At 60.0% G+C, this 15,115-nt stretch carries 8 protein-coding genes; 3 read left to right on the top strand and 5 right to left on the bottom strand.

Annotation, left to right across the window (positions count from 1 at the left end; genetic code table 11):
- Positions 1–140: 140 nt before the first annotated feature.
- From KI236_RS09810 to rpoC, 3 genes are all read left to right on the top strand, one after another.
- Positions 141–1,622 carry a DUF1846 domain-containing protein gene (locus tag KI236_RS09810; RefSeq protein WP_212821559.1) on the top strand — a complete coding sequence of 494 codons (1,482 nt, stop codon included), beginning with the start codon at positions 141–143 and terminating at the stop codon, positions 1,620–1,622.
- 481 nt (positions 1,623–2,103) lie between these two features.
- Positions 2,104–5,787, top strand: coding sequence for a DNA-directed RNA polymerase subunit beta (rpoB, locus tag KI236_RS09805; RefSeq protein WP_212821557.1), 3,684 nt, complete (start codon positions 2,104–2,106; stop codon positions 5,785–5,787).
- Between the two features lie 20 nt (positions 5,788–5,807).
- Complete coding sequence (gene rpoC / locus KI236_RS09800; RefSeq protein ID WP_212821555.1) at positions 5,808–9,521, top strand: DNA-directed RNA polymerase subunit beta'; 3,714 nt, start codon at positions 5,808–5,810, stop codon at positions 9,519–9,521.
- 1,176 nt (positions 9,522–10,697) lie between these two features.
- Here the strand turns inward: rpoC and KI236_RS09795 are convergent.
- From KI236_RS09795 to KI236_RS09775, 5 genes are all read right to left on the bottom strand, one after another.
- The gene (locus KI236_RS09795; RefSeq protein WP_212821553.1) at positions 10,698–11,447 is read right to left on the bottom strand and encodes an amino acid ABC transporter ATP-binding protein; all 750 of its coding nucleotides are present in this window, start codon (positions 11,445–11,447) and stop codon (positions 10,698–10,700) included.
- Positions 11,425–12,102 carry an amino acid ABC transporter permease gene (locus tag KI236_RS09790; RefSeq protein ID WP_212821551.1) on the bottom strand — a complete coding sequence of 226 codons (678 nt, stop codon included), beginning with the start codon at positions 12,100–12,102 and terminating at the stop codon, positions 11,425–11,427. The genes KI236_RS09795 and KI236_RS09790 overlap by 23 nt, the downstream gene beginning before the upstream one ends.
- A gap of 83 nt (positions 12,103–12,185) precedes the next feature.
- The gene (locus KI236_RS09785) at positions 12,186–12,956 is read right to left on the bottom strand and encodes a transporter substrate-binding domain-containing protein (RefSeq protein ID WP_212821550.1); all 771 of its coding nucleotides are present in this window, start codon (positions 12,954–12,956) and stop codon (positions 12,186–12,188) included.
- A 109-nt stretch (positions 12,957–13,065) separates the two neighbouring features.
- Entirely contained in the window at positions 13,066–14,160 is a 1,095-nt protein-coding gene (locus KI236_RS09780; protein ID WP_212821548.1) for a HAMP domain-containing sensor histidine kinase, read from the bottom strand.
- The gene (locus tag KI236_RS09775) at positions 14,147–14,839 is read right to left on the bottom strand and encodes a response regulator transcription factor (protein ID WP_212821546.1); all 693 of its coding nucleotides are present in this window, start codon (positions 14,837–14,839) and stop codon (positions 14,147–14,149) included. Before KI236_RS09775 ends, KI236_RS09780 begins: the two co-directional genes overlap by 14 nt.
- Positions 14,840–15,115 lie beyond the last annotated feature (276 nt).

Raw genomic sequence — 15,115 nt, 5'->3', positions numbered from 1 at the left:
TCCCGCCTCCAAATTTTCCACAAATTTTACCCTTAAAGTTTGGCCCCCGAAAATGGGGAAAAGGCCTTTTCCCCGGCGGCTTTGCGATGTATAATTGCCATGTTATTTTGAAAATGAGACGCTTAGAAGAGGTGCTGCATATGAAGATCGGATTTGACAACGACAAATACTTGGCCCTGCAGGCCGCGCATATCAAGGAGCGCCGCAGCCAGTTCGGCGACAAGCTGTATCTGGAGTTCGGCGGCAAGCTCTTTGACGACTACCATGCCTCCCGGGTGCTGCCCGGCTTCCGGCCCGACAGCAAGATTCGTATGCTGGCCACTCTGAAGGACGAGGTGGAGATCGTCATCGCCATCTGCGCCGGAGACATTGAAAAGAGCAAGATGCGCGGCGATTTGGGCATCAGCTACGATGACGATGTGCTGCGCCTGACGGATGTGTTCCGGGGTCTGGGCTTTTATGTGGGCTCCGTGGTCATCACCCAGTATGCCGGGCAGCCCGCCGCCGACGCCTTCATCAAGCGCCTCACTGACCTGGGCGTGAAGAGCTACAAGCACTACCCCATCGCCGGCTACCCCTCGGATGTGGCCCACATTGTCTCCGATGAGGGCCTGGGGAAAAACGACTATATCGAGACCACCCGCTCCATTGTGGTGGTCACGGCTCCCGGCCCCGGCAGCGGCAAAATGGCCACCTGCCTGAGCCAGCTCTACCACGAAAATAAGCGGGGCGTCCGGGCGGGCTACGCCAAGTACGAGACCTTCCCCATCTGGAACCTGCCCCTGAAGCATCCGGTGAACCTGGCCTACGAGGCGGCCACCGCCGACCTCAACGATGTAAACATGATCGACCCCTTCCACCTGGAGGCCTACGGCAAGACCACCGTGAACTATAACCGGGATGTGGAGATTTTCCCGGTGCTCAACGCTATGTTTGAGAAGATCCAGGGCAACTCCCCCTATAAATCCCCCACGGACATGGGCGTGAATATGGCGGGCTTTGCCATTGTGGACGATGCCGCCTGCCAGGAGGCCAGCCGCATGGAGATCCTTCGCCGCTACTATGCGGGCCTGGTGGACCGGGTCAGAGGCAAGTGCGACGAGTGCGTGGTGCGCAAGCTGGAGATCGTTATGCAGCAGGCCGGCGTCACCCCGGACATCTGCCCGGCGGTCCGGGCCTCTTTGGATAAGGCCCAGGCCACCGGCGCCCCCGCCGGCGCCATGGTGCTGCCCGATGGCCGTGTCGTCACCGGCAAGACCAGCTCCCTTCTGGGCCCCTCTGCGGCCATGCTTCTTAACGCCGTGAAGCTCCTGGCGGGCATTGACAAGGACCTGGACCTGCTCCCGGCCTCCATCATCGCCCCCATCAGCGACATGAAGCTCCGTCACCTGGGCCACCACAATCCCCGCCTGCACTCCGACGAGGTGCTCATCGCCCTGTCCATCTCCGCCGTCACCAACCCCCTGGCGGAGCGGGTGCTGAAAAAGCTGGATGATCTGCGGGGCAGCGATGCCCACTTCTCCGTCATTCTCTCCGAGGAGGATGCCAAGCTCTATAAACGCCTGGGCATCCAGGTAAGCTGCGAGCCGAAATATGAGGTAAAAAAGCTCTATCACAAGTAACTACGGTTTTTCCCCGGTCTCCTCAGCGTTTCAAAAAAGCCTCGCAGTGTTTGCCGCCCGCGGACGGCAAAGAAATAAAATCATTTTCTCTCGCGACCTGTGCGTGAGAGAATCCCCGGCGCACCGAAAGGACTTTTCGGTGCGCTGCTTTTTTGCCCCAGGCAGGGTGCCTCTCCGGCTTTTTCCCCTCCCAAAACGCAAAAAAACCGGGGTCTGTCCCCGGAAAAAACAAAAAGCCCTTGACAAGCAGGGGCTTGACTTGCTATAATAAATCGATTATGTTCGGATAGTGGGGCTATATCCCCTTTTACGATCTGCTCATAGCATACCATCTTCAGCTGGCAATTACAAGCCGGGAAGCGGGAAAAGAAACAACTATCCCGTGCGTGTCGCTTCCGAGCAGAGCCCCACCCCACCGTCATCCCCCAATCCGTTAAGCAAAAATGTTGACATAAAAGCAAGAAAGGCGTGAGTATTGAAGATGGCCAAGGACAAGTATTACGGCAAAACCCTGCGCAAGAATTTTGCCAGACACGAAGAGGTCATGGCGATGCCCAACCTGCTGGAGATCCAGAAGAAAAGCTATCAGTGGTTCCTGGAGACGGGCCTGCATGAGGTGTTTGAGGATGTAGCATCCATCAGCGACTATGCCGGGAACCTGGAGCTGAGCTTCATCGACTTCAGCATGAACGAGCAGCCCAAGTACGATGAAGAGGAGTGCAAGTCCCGGGACGCCACCTATGCGGCCCCCATGAAGGTCAGCGTGCGTCTGCACAATAAGGAGACGGGCGAAATCAAGGAGCAGGAGATCTTCATGGGCGATTTCCCCCTGATGACCCACTCCGGCACCTTCGTTATCAACGGTGCCGAGCGCGTGGTGGTCAGCCAGATCGTCCGCTCCCCCGGCATCTACTACGGCAAGGAGGTGGACCTGAAGACCGATCTGCCCCTGCTGACGGCCACGGTCATCCCCTATCGCGGTGCCTGGCTGGAGTATGAGACCGATGCCAGCGAGGTTTTCTGGGTCCGTATCGACAAAAACCGCAAGCTCCCCATCACCTGCCTGATCCGTGCCCTGGGTCTCAAGACCGACAGCGAGATCCTCGACCGCTTCGGTGATGACCAGCGCATCGTGGCCACCCTGGAAAAGGACGGCTGCAAGTCCTACGAGGAGGCCATGCTGGAGATCTACCGCAAGCTCCGCCCCGGCGAGCCCCCTACCCTGGACTCCGCCGAGACCCTGCTCAATAACCTGTTCTTCGATCCCCGGCGCTACGATCTGAGCATCGTGGGCCGCTATAAGTTCAATAAGAAGCTCACCCTTTGGGCCATTGCCCGGGATCGCCAGCTGGCCCTGCCCGTGGCGGACCCCGCCACCGGCGAAATTCTCTTTGACGAGGGCCATGTCCTCACCGGCAAGGAGTGCCGGGAGCTGGACGCCATCGGCGTAGCCGAGGTCTCCGTCCGTGCCGACGACGGCTCCACCGTCCGCATTTTCACCAACCGTATGTGCGACATGAGCCGCTATGTGGACTTTGACCCCAAGGCCCAGTGCGGCATCAAGGAGCGTGTCCGCTTCGATATTCTCCAGGACCTGCTGGGCCAGTACCAGGGTCAGGAGCTCATCGACCAGTGCCGTCTCCATGCCGACCAGCTGGTTCCCAAGCACATCATCGTAGACGACATTCTCGCCTCCATCAACTATATGAACGCCCTGGCCCACGGCCTGGTCACCAAGGACGACATCGACCATCTGGGCAACCGCCGTCTGCGCTGCGTGGGCGAGCTGCTGCAAAACCAGTTCCGCATCGGCTTTAGCCGCATGGAGCGTGTCATCCGCGAGCGCATGACCATCCAGGACCTGGATGTGGTCACCCCCCAGAGCCTTATCAATATCCGGCCCGTCACCGCGGCCATCAAGGAGTTCTTCGGCTCCAGCCCCCTGAGCCAGTTCATGGACCAGACCAACCCCCTGGCGGAGCTGACCCATAAGCGGCGTCTGTCCGCCCTGGGCCCCGGCGGTCTGAGCCGTGAGCGTGCCAACATGGAGGTCCGCGATGTCCACTACTCCCACTATGGCCGTATGTGCCCCATCGAGACCCCCGAAGGTCCCAACATCGGCCTGATCTCCTACCTGGCCACCTATGCCCGGGTCAATGAGTACGGCTTCATCGAGGCCCCCTTCCGCATGGTGGACCATGCCACCGGCAAGGTCACCGACGAAATCCATTACATGACCGCCGATGTGGAGGATCAGTATGTGGTCTGCCAGGCTGCCGAGCCGGTAGACGAGGAGGGCCGCCTCACCGGCAAGCGTATCACCTGCCGTCACCGGGACGAAATCATTCAGGTGGAGCCCCAGTATGTGGACTATATGGACATCTCTCCCCGTATGATGGTGTCCATCGCCACCGCCATGATCCCCTTCCTCCCCAACGACGACGCTAACCGCGCCTTGATGGGCGCCAACATGCAGCGCCAGGCCGTGCCCCTGCTGAAGCCCCACGCCCCCATTGTGGGCACCGGTATGGAGCACAAGATCTGCCTGGACTCCGAGGTGGCCGTCCTGGCCGAGGGCGACGGTGTCGTTACCAAGGTAGACGCCCGAGCCATCTCCGTCCGCTACGACAGCGGCGAAACCAAGGAGTATAAGCTCATTAAGTTCCTCCGCTCCAACCACGGCACCTGCATCAACCAGAAGCCCATCGTCTCCGTAGGCGAGCGGGTCCATGGCGGTGAGGACCCCACGGTCCTGGCCGACGGTCCCGCCACCGAGCAGGGTGAGATCGCCCTGGGTCAGAACATTCTGGTGGGCTTTATGACCTGGGAGGGCTATAACTACGAGGACGCCGTGCTGCTGAACGAGCGTCTGGTGAAGGAGGACCTATATACCTCCATCCATATTGAAGAGTACGAGATCGACGCCCGGGACACCAAGCTGGGCCCCGAGGAAATCACCCGGGACATCCCCAATGTAGGTGAGGATGCTCTGAAGGATCTGGACGAGCGCGGCATCATCCGCGTAGGTGCCGAGGTCCACGCCGGGGACATCCTGGTGGGTAAGGTTACCCCCAAGGGTGAGACCGACCTCACCGCCGAGGAGCGGCTCCTGCGGGCCATCTTCGGTGAAAAGGCCCGGGAAGTCCGTGACACCTCTCTGAAGGTACCCCACGGCGAGAGCGGCATCATCGTAGACGCCAAGGTGTTCACCCGTGAAAACGGCGATGAGCTGGGCCCCGGTGTCAACGAGGTGGTCCGTGTCTATATCGCCCAGCGCCGCAAGATCCAGGTGGGCGACAAGATGGCCGGCCGCCACGGTAATAAGGGCGTTGTCTCCCGGGTCCTGCCCCAGGAGGATATGCCCTTCCTGCCCGACGGCACGCCTCTGGACATCGTTCTGAACCCCCTGGGCGTTCCCTCCCGTATGAATATCGGTCAGGTGCTGGAGGTCCATCTGGGCTACGCCGCCAAGACCCTGGGCTGGAAGGTGGCCACCCCCATTTTCGACGGTGCCACCGATAAGGACATTACCGCCGCCCTGGAGCAGGCGGGCCTTGATCCCGAGGGCAAGAGCTGGCTTTATGACGGCCGCACCGGCGAGCGCTTCGATAATAAGGTCACCGTAGGCTATGTCTACTTCCTGAAGCTCCACCACCTGGTGGACGATAAGATCCACGCCCGCTCCACCGGCCCCTACTCCCTGGTCACCCAGCAGCCTCTGGGCGGCAAGGCCCAGTTCGGCGGCCAGCGCTTCGGTGAGATGGAGGTTTGGGCCCTGGAGGCTTACGGCGCCAGCTACACCCTGCAGGAGATCCTCACCGTGAAGTCCGACGATGTCACCGGCCGTGTGCGCACCTATGAGGCCATCGTCAAGGGTCACAATGTGCCCACCCCCGGCGTGCCCGAGTCCTTCAAGGTGCTGGTGAAGGAGCTGCAGTCCCTGTGCCTGGACATTCAGGTTCTGGACGAAAACGGCAACGAGATCGAGCTGAAGGAGGACGAGGACGCCCTGGATACCTTCAACCTGGCCCGGATGGATGCCGACGACGACCGCCAGAGCCGCTATGCCGACGAGAGCGAGCTGGCTGATGCCGGATATGAAGAGGTCGATGACGAGGAAGTTGACGCTTCCTATAACGACATCGGCGATGACGACGAGTATTAAGGAAGGGAGGAGCTTTTACAATGAGTTACGCAACATTTGATGCTATTAAAATCGGTATCGCTTCTCCGGAAATGATCCGTGAGTGGTCCTTCGGCGAGGTGAAAAAGCCGGAGACCATCAACTACCGCACCCTCAAGCCCGAGCGGGACGGTCTGTTCTGCGAGAAGATCTTCGGGCCCACCAAGGACTGGGAGTGCCACTGCGGCAAGTATAAGAAGATCCGCTTCAAGGGCAAGATCTGCGACCGCTGCGGCGTGGAGGTCACCCGTGCCAAGGTGCGCCGGGAGCGCATGGGCCACATTGAGCTGGCCACCCCCGTCAGCCACATCTGGTACTTCAAGGGCATCCCCTCCCGCATGGGTCTGCTGCTGGACATCAGCCCCCGGATTTTGGAGAAGGTCCTGTATTTTGCCGCCTATATCGTCACCGATCCCGGTGAGACGCCTCTGGTACGCAATCAGATCCTCTCTGAAAAAGAGTACCGGGATATGCGCGAGAAGTATGAGAACGACTTCGATGCCGGCATGGGCGCCGAGGCCGTGAAGAAGCTGCTGCAGCAGGTGGATCTGGAGTCCCTGAGCCAGGAGCTGCACACGGAGCTCAAGACCGTTTCCGGCCAGAAGAAGGCCCGGGTCGTCAAGCGCCTGGAGGTAGTAGACGCCTTCCGTCTCTCCGGCAACAAGCCCGAGTGGATGATTATTGATGTGCTGCCCGTGATCCCCCCGGAGCTGCGCCCCATGGTGCAGCTGGACGGCGGCCGCTTCGCCACCTCCGACCTCAATGATCTCTACCGCCGCGTTATCAACCGCAATAACCGTCTGAAGCGCCTGCTGGAGCTGAAGGCCCCGGATATTATCGTCCGCAATGAAAAGCGTATGCTTCAGGAGGCCGTGGACGCGCTGATCGACAATGGCCGCCGTGGCCGTCCCGTCACCGGCGCCAATAACCGCGCTCTCAAGTCCCTGAGCGATATGCTCAAGGGTAAGCAGGGCCGTTTCCGTCAGAACCTGCTGGGCAAGCGTGTGGACTACTCCGGCCGCAGCGTTATCGTGGTAGGCCCCGAGCTGAAGATTTACCAGTGCGGCGTGCCCAAGGAGATGGCCGTGGAGCTGTTCCGCCCCTTCATTATGAAGAAGCTGGTGGAGGACGGCGTGGCCAATAACATCAAGTCCGCCAAGAAGATGGTGGATAAGGGTGTCACCGAGGTGTGGGATGCCCTGGATGTGATCATCAAGGACCACCCCGTCATGCTCAACCGCGCCCCCACCCTGCACCGCCTGGGCATCCAGGCCTTCGAGCCGGTGCTGGTGGATGGCCGCGCTCTGAAGCTGCACCCCCTGAACTGCACCGCCTTCAACGCCGACTTCGACGGCGACCAGATGGCCATCCATGTGCCCCTGTCCGCCGAGGCCCAGGCCGAGGCCCGGCTGCTGATGCTCTCGGCCAATAACCTCCTGCGTCCCCAGGACGGCGGCCCCGTCACCGTGCCTACCCAGGATATGGTGCTGGGCTCCTACTACCTGACCATTGAGCGCTTTGAAAACGGCATGAGCCAGCTGGAAAACGACGAGTTCTGGCCCGAGAATATCGACTTCTCCCTGGCCGGTAAGAGCTACGATGAGCTCACCGACGAGGAAAAGTCCCATAACCCCCTGAATATCTACCGCAATGAGGATGAGGTGCTCATGGCCTATAATGAGCATATCATCGGTATCCACCAGCCCGTTTGGGTCCGTGTGGAGAAGGAGCTGGACGGCGTCAAGACCGCCCATGTGGTCCGGGGCTCCGCAGGCCGCATCATCTTCAACCGCAACATTCCCCAGAACCTGGGCTTCGTAAAGCGGCTGAATGAGGACGGCACCCCCACCGACAAGTTCTTCGACTACGAGATCACCGAGATCTGCGGCAAGAAGCTCCTGGGTAAGATCGTGGACCGCACCATCAAGCAGTACGGCTTCACCGTAGCCGCCGAGGTGCTGGATAATATCAAGGCCACCGGCTATAAGTATTCTACCCGCGCCTCCATCACCATCTCCATCGCCGACATGACCGTGCCTGAGAAGAAGTACCAGCTCATTGCCGAGACCGAGCAGCGGGTGGTGGACATCGAGGACCAGTACAACATGGGCTTCATCACCGATGAAGAGCGCTATAAGCTGGTGGTCCGCGAGTGGGAAAAGACCACCGCCGATGTTACCGATGCCCTCACCGCCAGCCTGGATAAGTATAACCCCATCTTTATGATGGCCGACTCCGGCGCCCGCGGCAGCATGAAGCAGATCCGTCAGCTCACCGGTATGCGCGGCCTGATGGCCAACACCGCCGGTAAGACCATTGAGATCCCCATCAAGGCCAACTTCCGGGAGGGTATGTCCGTGCTGGACTACTTTACCTCCTCCCGCGGCGCTCGTAAGGGCCTGGCCGATACCGCTCTGCGTACCGCCGACTCCGGCTACCTGACCCGCCGCATGGTGGATGTGTGCCAGGATGTCATCATCCGCGAGGATGACTGCGGCGTGGATAAGGGCATCGTTGTCTCCGAGATCGAGGAAAACGGTCAGGTCATTGAGAAGTTCTCCGAGCGTCTGAAGGGCCGCTTCCCCGTCCGGGATATCCTGAAGCCCGGCACCGATGAGGTGCTGATCTCCAAGGATCACATGATGACCGAGGACGATGCCGCCCTGCTGGAGAAGTTCGATATTCACTCCGCCGAGATCCGCACCGTGCTGACCTGCAAGGCCCACAGCGGTATCTGCGCCAAGTGCTACGGCATGAACCTGGCCACCTCCAAGCCCGTTGCCCCCGGCGAAGCCGTGGGTATCATCGCGGCCCAGTCCATCGGTGAGCCCGGTACTCAGCTGACCATGCGTACCTTCCACACCGGCGGCGTGGCCGGCGGCGACATCACCCAGGGTCTTCCCCGAGTGGAGGAGCTGTTTGAGGCCCGTAAGCCCAAGAAGATGGCGACCCTGTCTGAAATCGCCGGTAAGGTCCGCTTTGAGGATGCCGCCAAGGGCAGCCTCCTGAACATCATTGTCACCGCCGATGACGGGGATACCCGCACCTATTCCATGCCCCACACGGGCTTGCAGGTACGGGATGGCGATGTTATCGAAAAGGGCAAGCAGCTCCAGGACGGCGCTCTGAACCCCCACGATGTGCTGCGTATCCGCGGTGCGTCTGCCGTGCATAACTACCTCATCCAGGAGGTTCTGAAGGTGTACCGTCAGCAGGGCGTGGACATCAATGATAAGCACATTGAGGTCATCGTCCGTCAGATGATGCGCAAGGTCCGGGTGGAGGAGGCCGGTGATACGAACCTGCTCTCCGGCGCCATGGCCGATGTCCTGGAGGTGGAGCTCGAGAACGCCAAGCTTCGCGACCGCATCGCCGCCGGCGAGGTGAACGCCGAAACCGGCGAGCCCCTGAAGGAAGCCACCTATACCCAGCTCCTTATGGGTATCACCAAGGCCTCCCTGGCCACGGATTCCTTCCTCTCCGCCGCCTCCTTCCAGGAGACCACCAAGGTCCTCACCGAGGCCGCCATCAAGGGTAAGGTAGACCACCTGGTGGGTCTGAAGGAAAATGTCATCATCGGCAAGCTGATTCCCGCCGGCGCAGGTCTGGGTGCCTACCGCCACTTTGCCGAGGAGCTGGTCCCCGAAAAGGAAGAGCCTGCCCACGAGGTGCAGATCATCTCCAACGCTGTGGCTGCCGCCCATACGGAGGACTGATTTTAAAACCGACCTACGCTGAATAGCCCCCTCCGCGGAGATCCCCCTCTCCGCATATACCCCTTCTGAAGCCCCCGCCCCCCGGCGGGGGCTTTATCGTGTCAAAAAGCCTCTGTTTTCTCCCGTCCTCCTCGGCCCCCTTGCCTAAAGGGGGCCGGCACGGCAAAGCCGTGACTGGAGGATTCCGCTCTCCCCTGCCCCCCCTTGTAGCGCTTTCGTAGGGGCGACCCTTGCGGTCGCCCGCCCCGCAGACTTCTTTCAAACCGCCCGTAGGGGTCGATGATCCTGTTGCGGTGCCCAAAATTTTTGCGCTGCCTTACGGCGAACGCTTAAAATTTTGACCGCGGCCACTCGCTCACTTCGCTGCTTCTGCCACTGGCAGCGCTCAGTTCGCTCCCCACATCGGCCCGACGGTTTTGTACCGCATCCACGGCAGGGCACACGGGCCCTGCCCTACAAGGTGTTGTGTTATCGGGCCCGGGCTTGTACCGCACTCACGGCAGGGCACGCGGGCCCTGCCCTACAAAATGTTCGGCTGTAGGGCGGGACCCATGTGTCCCGCCGCACACCGCACCCCATGAAAAACCATGTCATTGCCACAGCCAGTGCGCACACTGGCTGTGGCAATCCGTACCCCCGTCCCCTCGGCCCCCTTGCCTAAAGGGGGCTGGCACGGCAAAGCCGTGACTGGGGGATTCCGCTCTCCCCCGCACCTCTTGTTATGTGCCCGTAGGGGCCGATGCCCACATCGGCCCGCCCCACCGCACTTCTCGCTACACTCCGTAGGGGCGGGGTTCTACCCCGCCCGCGGGAGGGGCAGAGCCCCTCCCCTACGCACCGCAAGATACACTTCCGTAGGGGCGAACGCCTCTCCCCGTCCCTCGTTCTCCCTGCTCCAAAAAAATAACCCCGACCCGCGTTTTCGCGGGTCGGGGCAGCGTGTCAAAAAAGCCTCGCAGAGTTTGCCGCCCGCAGGCGGCAAAGAAATTAAATCATTTTCTCTCGCGACATGTGCGTGAGAGAAAATACCTCTCGGGCTGCCAGTGTGGAATTTGTCCGTCATGGACGGACAAATTATGCGCGCAGCAGACCGCAAGCCTTTTGTCGGAAAAACCCGGAGGGTTTTTCCGACAGTTTTCCCCGACCCGCGTTTTCGCGGGTCGGGGAGCATACGCTTCACAGCACCTTATTCAGGAAATCAATGGCCCGGGGCGTCTTGGGATGGTTAAATATCTCCTCCGGCGTCCCCTCCTCCACGATGCAGCCCTCATCAATGAACAGCACCCGGTCAGCCACCTCCCGGGCAAAGCCGATCTCGTGGGTCACAATCACCATGGTCATGCCGTCGGCAGCCAGGGCCTTCATGATCTGCAGCACCTCGCCTACCATTTCCGGGTCCAGTGCACTGGTGGGCTCGTCAAAGAGCATCACATCCGGCTCCATGCACAGAGCCCGGGCGATGGCCACCCTCTGCTTCTGTCCGCCGGAAAGCTGGCTGGGAAAGTTCTCCGCCTTGTCGGCCAAACCCACCCGCTCCAGCATCTCCAGAGCCTTGGCCCGTGCCTGCTCCTTGGTGGCTTTTTTCAGGTCCACCGGGGCCAGCATCAGGTTGCGCAGCACATTCATGTTGTTGAACAGGTTAAAATGCTGAAACACCATGCCGATTTTTTCCCGGGTGGTGTTAATGTTGGTCTTGCGGTCAAAAATGTCCACATCGTCCACAACGACCTTGCCGCTGTCGATCTGCTCCAGGTGATTCAGGCACCGCAAGAAGGTGGACTTGCCGCTGCCCGACGGGCCAATGATGACCACCACCTCGCCCTCGTAGATGTCCGTGGAGATACCCCGCAGCACCTGCAATTTGTGGAAGCTCTTTTTCAGATCCTCAACATGGATCTTAATGTTACCCTCGTTCACGGCCTGCATTGAGCCTCCTTTCCAAGCGCTTGGCAATGATGGACAGTATGCTGATAACGATCAGATACATCACGCCCACAATCGCCCAGATCTCAAAGACCTTGCCCTCTACGGCGTTTACATTCTTCGCCGCATTGATAAGCTCCGGGAACCCGATGATGGACAGGATAGAGGTGTCCTTCAGGGTGATAATGAACTGGTTGATGATGCTGGGGATCATGGTCTTGATGGCCTGGGGCATCACCACCCGGTGCATGGCCCGCCAGTAGGGCAGGCCCAGGCTTCTGGCCGCCTCCATCTGCCCCACATCCACCGACTGGATGCCGGCCCGGATAATTTCGGACATATAGGCGCCGCAGTTCAGCGCCAGGCAGATGGTGCCCGCCTGCAGCGCGCTGAGCAGCAGGCTCCCGGAGGTGTAGTTGTTCACAAAGAACGGCACACCGAAGTATACAAAGTAGGCCAGCACAATCATCGGCACGCCCCGGATCAGATACACAAACACGAATGCGATACCGTTGCAGACCTTACTTTTCAGTACGCTGAGTATACCGAAAATCACGCCGATGATGCAGGCAAAAAACAGGCCATACAGCGCCAGCAGCAGCGTTTGGCCCATTGCTTTGAGCAGTATGTTGCCGTAATCAGCAATTAGATGTGTCATGTGGCATTCCTTTTCTTTTCCTTATAGTACCGCTGTGCCGCCCAAGCGGCACAGCGGTACTTATTCTTTATTTGCGGGTCAGATCAGCCCAGATACTTGGCAATGATCTTGTCATAGGTGCCGTTGGCCTTGATGTTGGCCAGGCCCTTGTTGAACAGGTCCAAAAACGCCCGGTTCTCCTCGTCGAAGACGGCCACGCCGTAGTCGGCGCCGTCGTTCTCGCTGCCCTCCACCACCTTCAGGTCGTAGCCGTTCTCCTTAATGGTGGTGATCATGATGGGGGTGTCCTCGAAGCAGGCCACAGCCTGGCCGCCGATGACGGCCTGGTACATGGTGGGAGAGTCCTCATAGTAGCTCAGGGTGAAGCCGTACTGATCCTTCAGGCTCTCGGCGTAGGTAGCGCCCATGGTGCCGGTTTTCACGGCCACAGCCTTGCCGCTGAGGTCGCCGAAGCCCTTGATGTCGCTGTCGGTGCGCACGGTCATGCACTGGGTGGCGGTGTAGTAGCCGTCAGAGAAGATCCAGCCGCTGTCGATGCGGTCCTGCTTAATGGAGGCGCCGGCGATCATGGCGTTGGCCTGCTTAGACTTGCAGGCGGCGATGGCGGCATCCCAGCCCAGGCTCTTCAGCTCATACTTAAAGCCCTGGTCGGCGGCCACAGCGGCCATGATGTCCACATCAATGCCCACGAAGTTGCCGTCCTTGTCGGTGTACTCAAAGGGGCGGAAGGTGGTGTCGGTAGCCACGACCCAGGTCTTGTCGTTGTTGGTATCGTCGTTTTTCTTAGAGCCGCATCCGGCCAGTAAGGCGACGGTCATCAGTGTGCAAAGCACAAGTGCAAGAATTCTTTTCATTTTTCATTCCTCCAAACATTGGTATTTCTATCATACATAATAATATGGCTTTCGTCAAGAAATAATCGCACATATCTTCCCGATTTTGCAAGAAAAATCTTCCTAACTTTCATTTTCCTCCCTGAAAGCCCCTCTCCTTTCCCCCTCCTCTGTCCTCCATTCCCAGCGTCACCGTAAAGGTTGCCCCCTCTCCGGGCCGGGAAAAAACCTCCACCGTGCCGCCGCATAGCTCCACGGCCCGGCGCACAATGGAAAGCCCCAGCCCGTTCCCCCGGCTGTCTGAGCCCTGTTCTCCCCGGTAAAACTTGTCGAAGATGTGCCTTTGGGTCTCCGCGTCCATGCCGATGCCCGTGTCCGACACCGCCACGCTCACCGCCCCCGGCTCCTTCCGCAGCACCACGGTGATCTGTCCTCCGGCGGGAGTAAAGCGGATGGCATTTGCAATAAGGTTCGACCAAATATGCTCCACCAGCTCCTCATTGCCGTAGTAATCGGCCCGGTCCAGGTCCCCCTCCACGGTGAGTCCCTTCTGCAGCCAACTCCGCTCCTGCTGGTGGATGCACCGGCGCAGCTGCTCATCCAGGCTGTATAGGGTCTTGCCGGACACGATCTCCGTGTTTTCGTACTGGGTCAGCTCCAAAATATGCGTGCTCATGGCCGCCAGCCGCTCCGATTCCCGGGCGATGGTCCCGGCATAGGTGGCCCTCTGCTCCGCAGAGAGGTCCGGGTTCTGTAAGAGCTTGGCAAACCCCCGGATGGAGATAAGGGGCGTCTTGAATTCATGGGAAAAGGTGTTCACGAAGTCCGACTGCAGCATCTCCACGCTCCCCAGCTCCTCGGCCATTTTGTTAAAGCTGCGGATGTAGTCCGCCACCTCGCCCCGGGCTCCCCGCAGCTCCACCCGCACCGAGTAATCCCCGGCAGCCACCGCCTGGGTGGCCTGCATCAGCCGGGACAGCGGCGCCAAATATCCCCGGAAAATGAAGATGGCCAGCACCACGCCCAAAATGGCGCTCACCGTCAAGATGAGAATGGGCCATACCAGGGTGTAATTGCTCTCGTCCAGCCGCACCAGCCGCTGCACCAGGGCAAAAATGCCCAGAGCCAGGGTTCCGTACACCACCACCAGCCCCAGCACCAGCAAAAACATAGTCCATAGGAGCCGGGCCGGAGGATTCTCTTTTTTCACCCTACTGCTTTGCATTCTCGTCCTCCTTGGGCATTCCCATGTACCCAAACCCCCGGATGGTCCGCAGCTCGAAGTCCGGGCTCCCCCGGAACCGCTCCCGCAGCCGGGAGATGTATACCTCCACCGTATGCTCATCCACCTCGCTGTCCAGATCCCAGATGTCGTCAATGAGCTGACGCTTGGTAAATAATGTTCTGGGATAGGATAATAATTTGAATAGAAGCATAAATTCCTTGGCCGTCAGCTGCTGAACGCCTCCGGGGGTGATGACCTGCATCGAGCTGCGGTCCAAAACCGTGCCGCCCACCGTCAGCCGCCGCTCCGCCGTGCTGCGGTAGCGCCGCAGCAGCGCCTCAATGCGCCAGAGCATTTCCTCCTCGTCCACGGGCTTTACCATGTAGTCGTCGCACCCTGCCCGGAATCCCCGGCGCTTGTCCTCCTGGGTCACCCGGGCCGTCACCATCAGCACCGGCAGATCGCAGTTCCCCTCCCGGAGGGTCTGGGTAAAGGCGACGCCGTCCATCCGGGGCATGGTGATGTCCACCACCGCCAGGTCGCACTGGTAGTGCTCCATCACCTCCAGGGCCTCCACGCCGTTGCAGGCCGGGCACGGCTCATATCCCGCCTGACGCAAAACCTCACACATCAGCAGCCGGGTGCTCTCGTCATCCTCCGCCACCAAAATCCGAAACATACCATTCCCTCCCTGTCAAAAAACTTCCGCAAGGGCCGATACCCAGCCCACACATTCCTCGCAGCCCTCCGTAGGGGGCGATGGTCCTGTTGCGGTGCCCAAAATTTTTGCGCTGCCTTACGGCGAACGCTTAAAATTTTGACCGCGGCCACTCGCTCACTTCGCTGCTTCTGCCACCGGCAGCGCTCAGTTCGCTCCCCACATCGGCCCGCGTCCTGTACTACTTGCAACCCTCCGTAGGGGCGGGGTTCTACCCCGCCCGCGGGCGGGGCAGAG

The organism is Vescimonas fastidiosa (assembly GCF_018326305.1).
Taxonomy (GTDB): Bacteria; Bacillota; Clostridia; order Oscillospirales; family Oscillospiraceae; genus Vescimonas; species Vescimonas fastidiosa.
The sequence above is the reverse complement of the archived record's forward strand: the minus strand, read 5'-3'. Positions and strand labels throughout refer to the sequence as shown.

Excerpts from the sequence above, each read along its gene's own strand:
- KI236_RS09780 (WP_212821548.1), bottom strand. The coding sequence starts at position 14,160 with ATGCAAAGCAGTAGGGTGAAAAAAGAGAATCCTCCGGCCCGGCTCCTA.
- KI236_RS09785 (WP_212821550.1), bottom strand. The coding sequence starts at position 12,956 with ATGAAAAGAATTCTTGCACTTGTGCTTTGCACACTGATGACCGTCGCC.
- KI236_RS09775 (WP_212821546.1), bottom strand. The coding sequence starts at position 14,839 with ATGTTTCGGATTTTGGTGGCGGAGGATGACGAGAGCACCCGGCTGCTG.
- KI236_RS09795 (WP_212821553.1), bottom strand. The coding sequence starts at position 11,447 with ATGCAGGCCGTGAACGAGGGTAACATTAAGATCCATGTTGAGGATCTG.
- rpoB (WP_212821557.1), top strand. The coding sequence starts at position 2,104 with ATGGCCAAGGACAAGTATTACGGCAAAACCCTGCGCAAGAATTTTGCC.
- KI236_RS09810 (WP_212821559.1), top strand. The coding sequence starts at position 141 with ATGAAGATCGGATTTGACAACGACAAATACTTGGCCCTGCAGGCCGCG.
- rpoC (WP_212821555.1), top strand. The coding sequence starts at position 5,808 with ATGAGTTACGCAACATTTGATGCTATTAAAATCGGTATCGCTTCTCCG.
- KI236_RS09790 (WP_212821551.1), bottom strand. The coding sequence starts at position 12,102 with ATGACACATCTAATTGCTGATTACGGCAACATACTGCTCAAAGCAATG.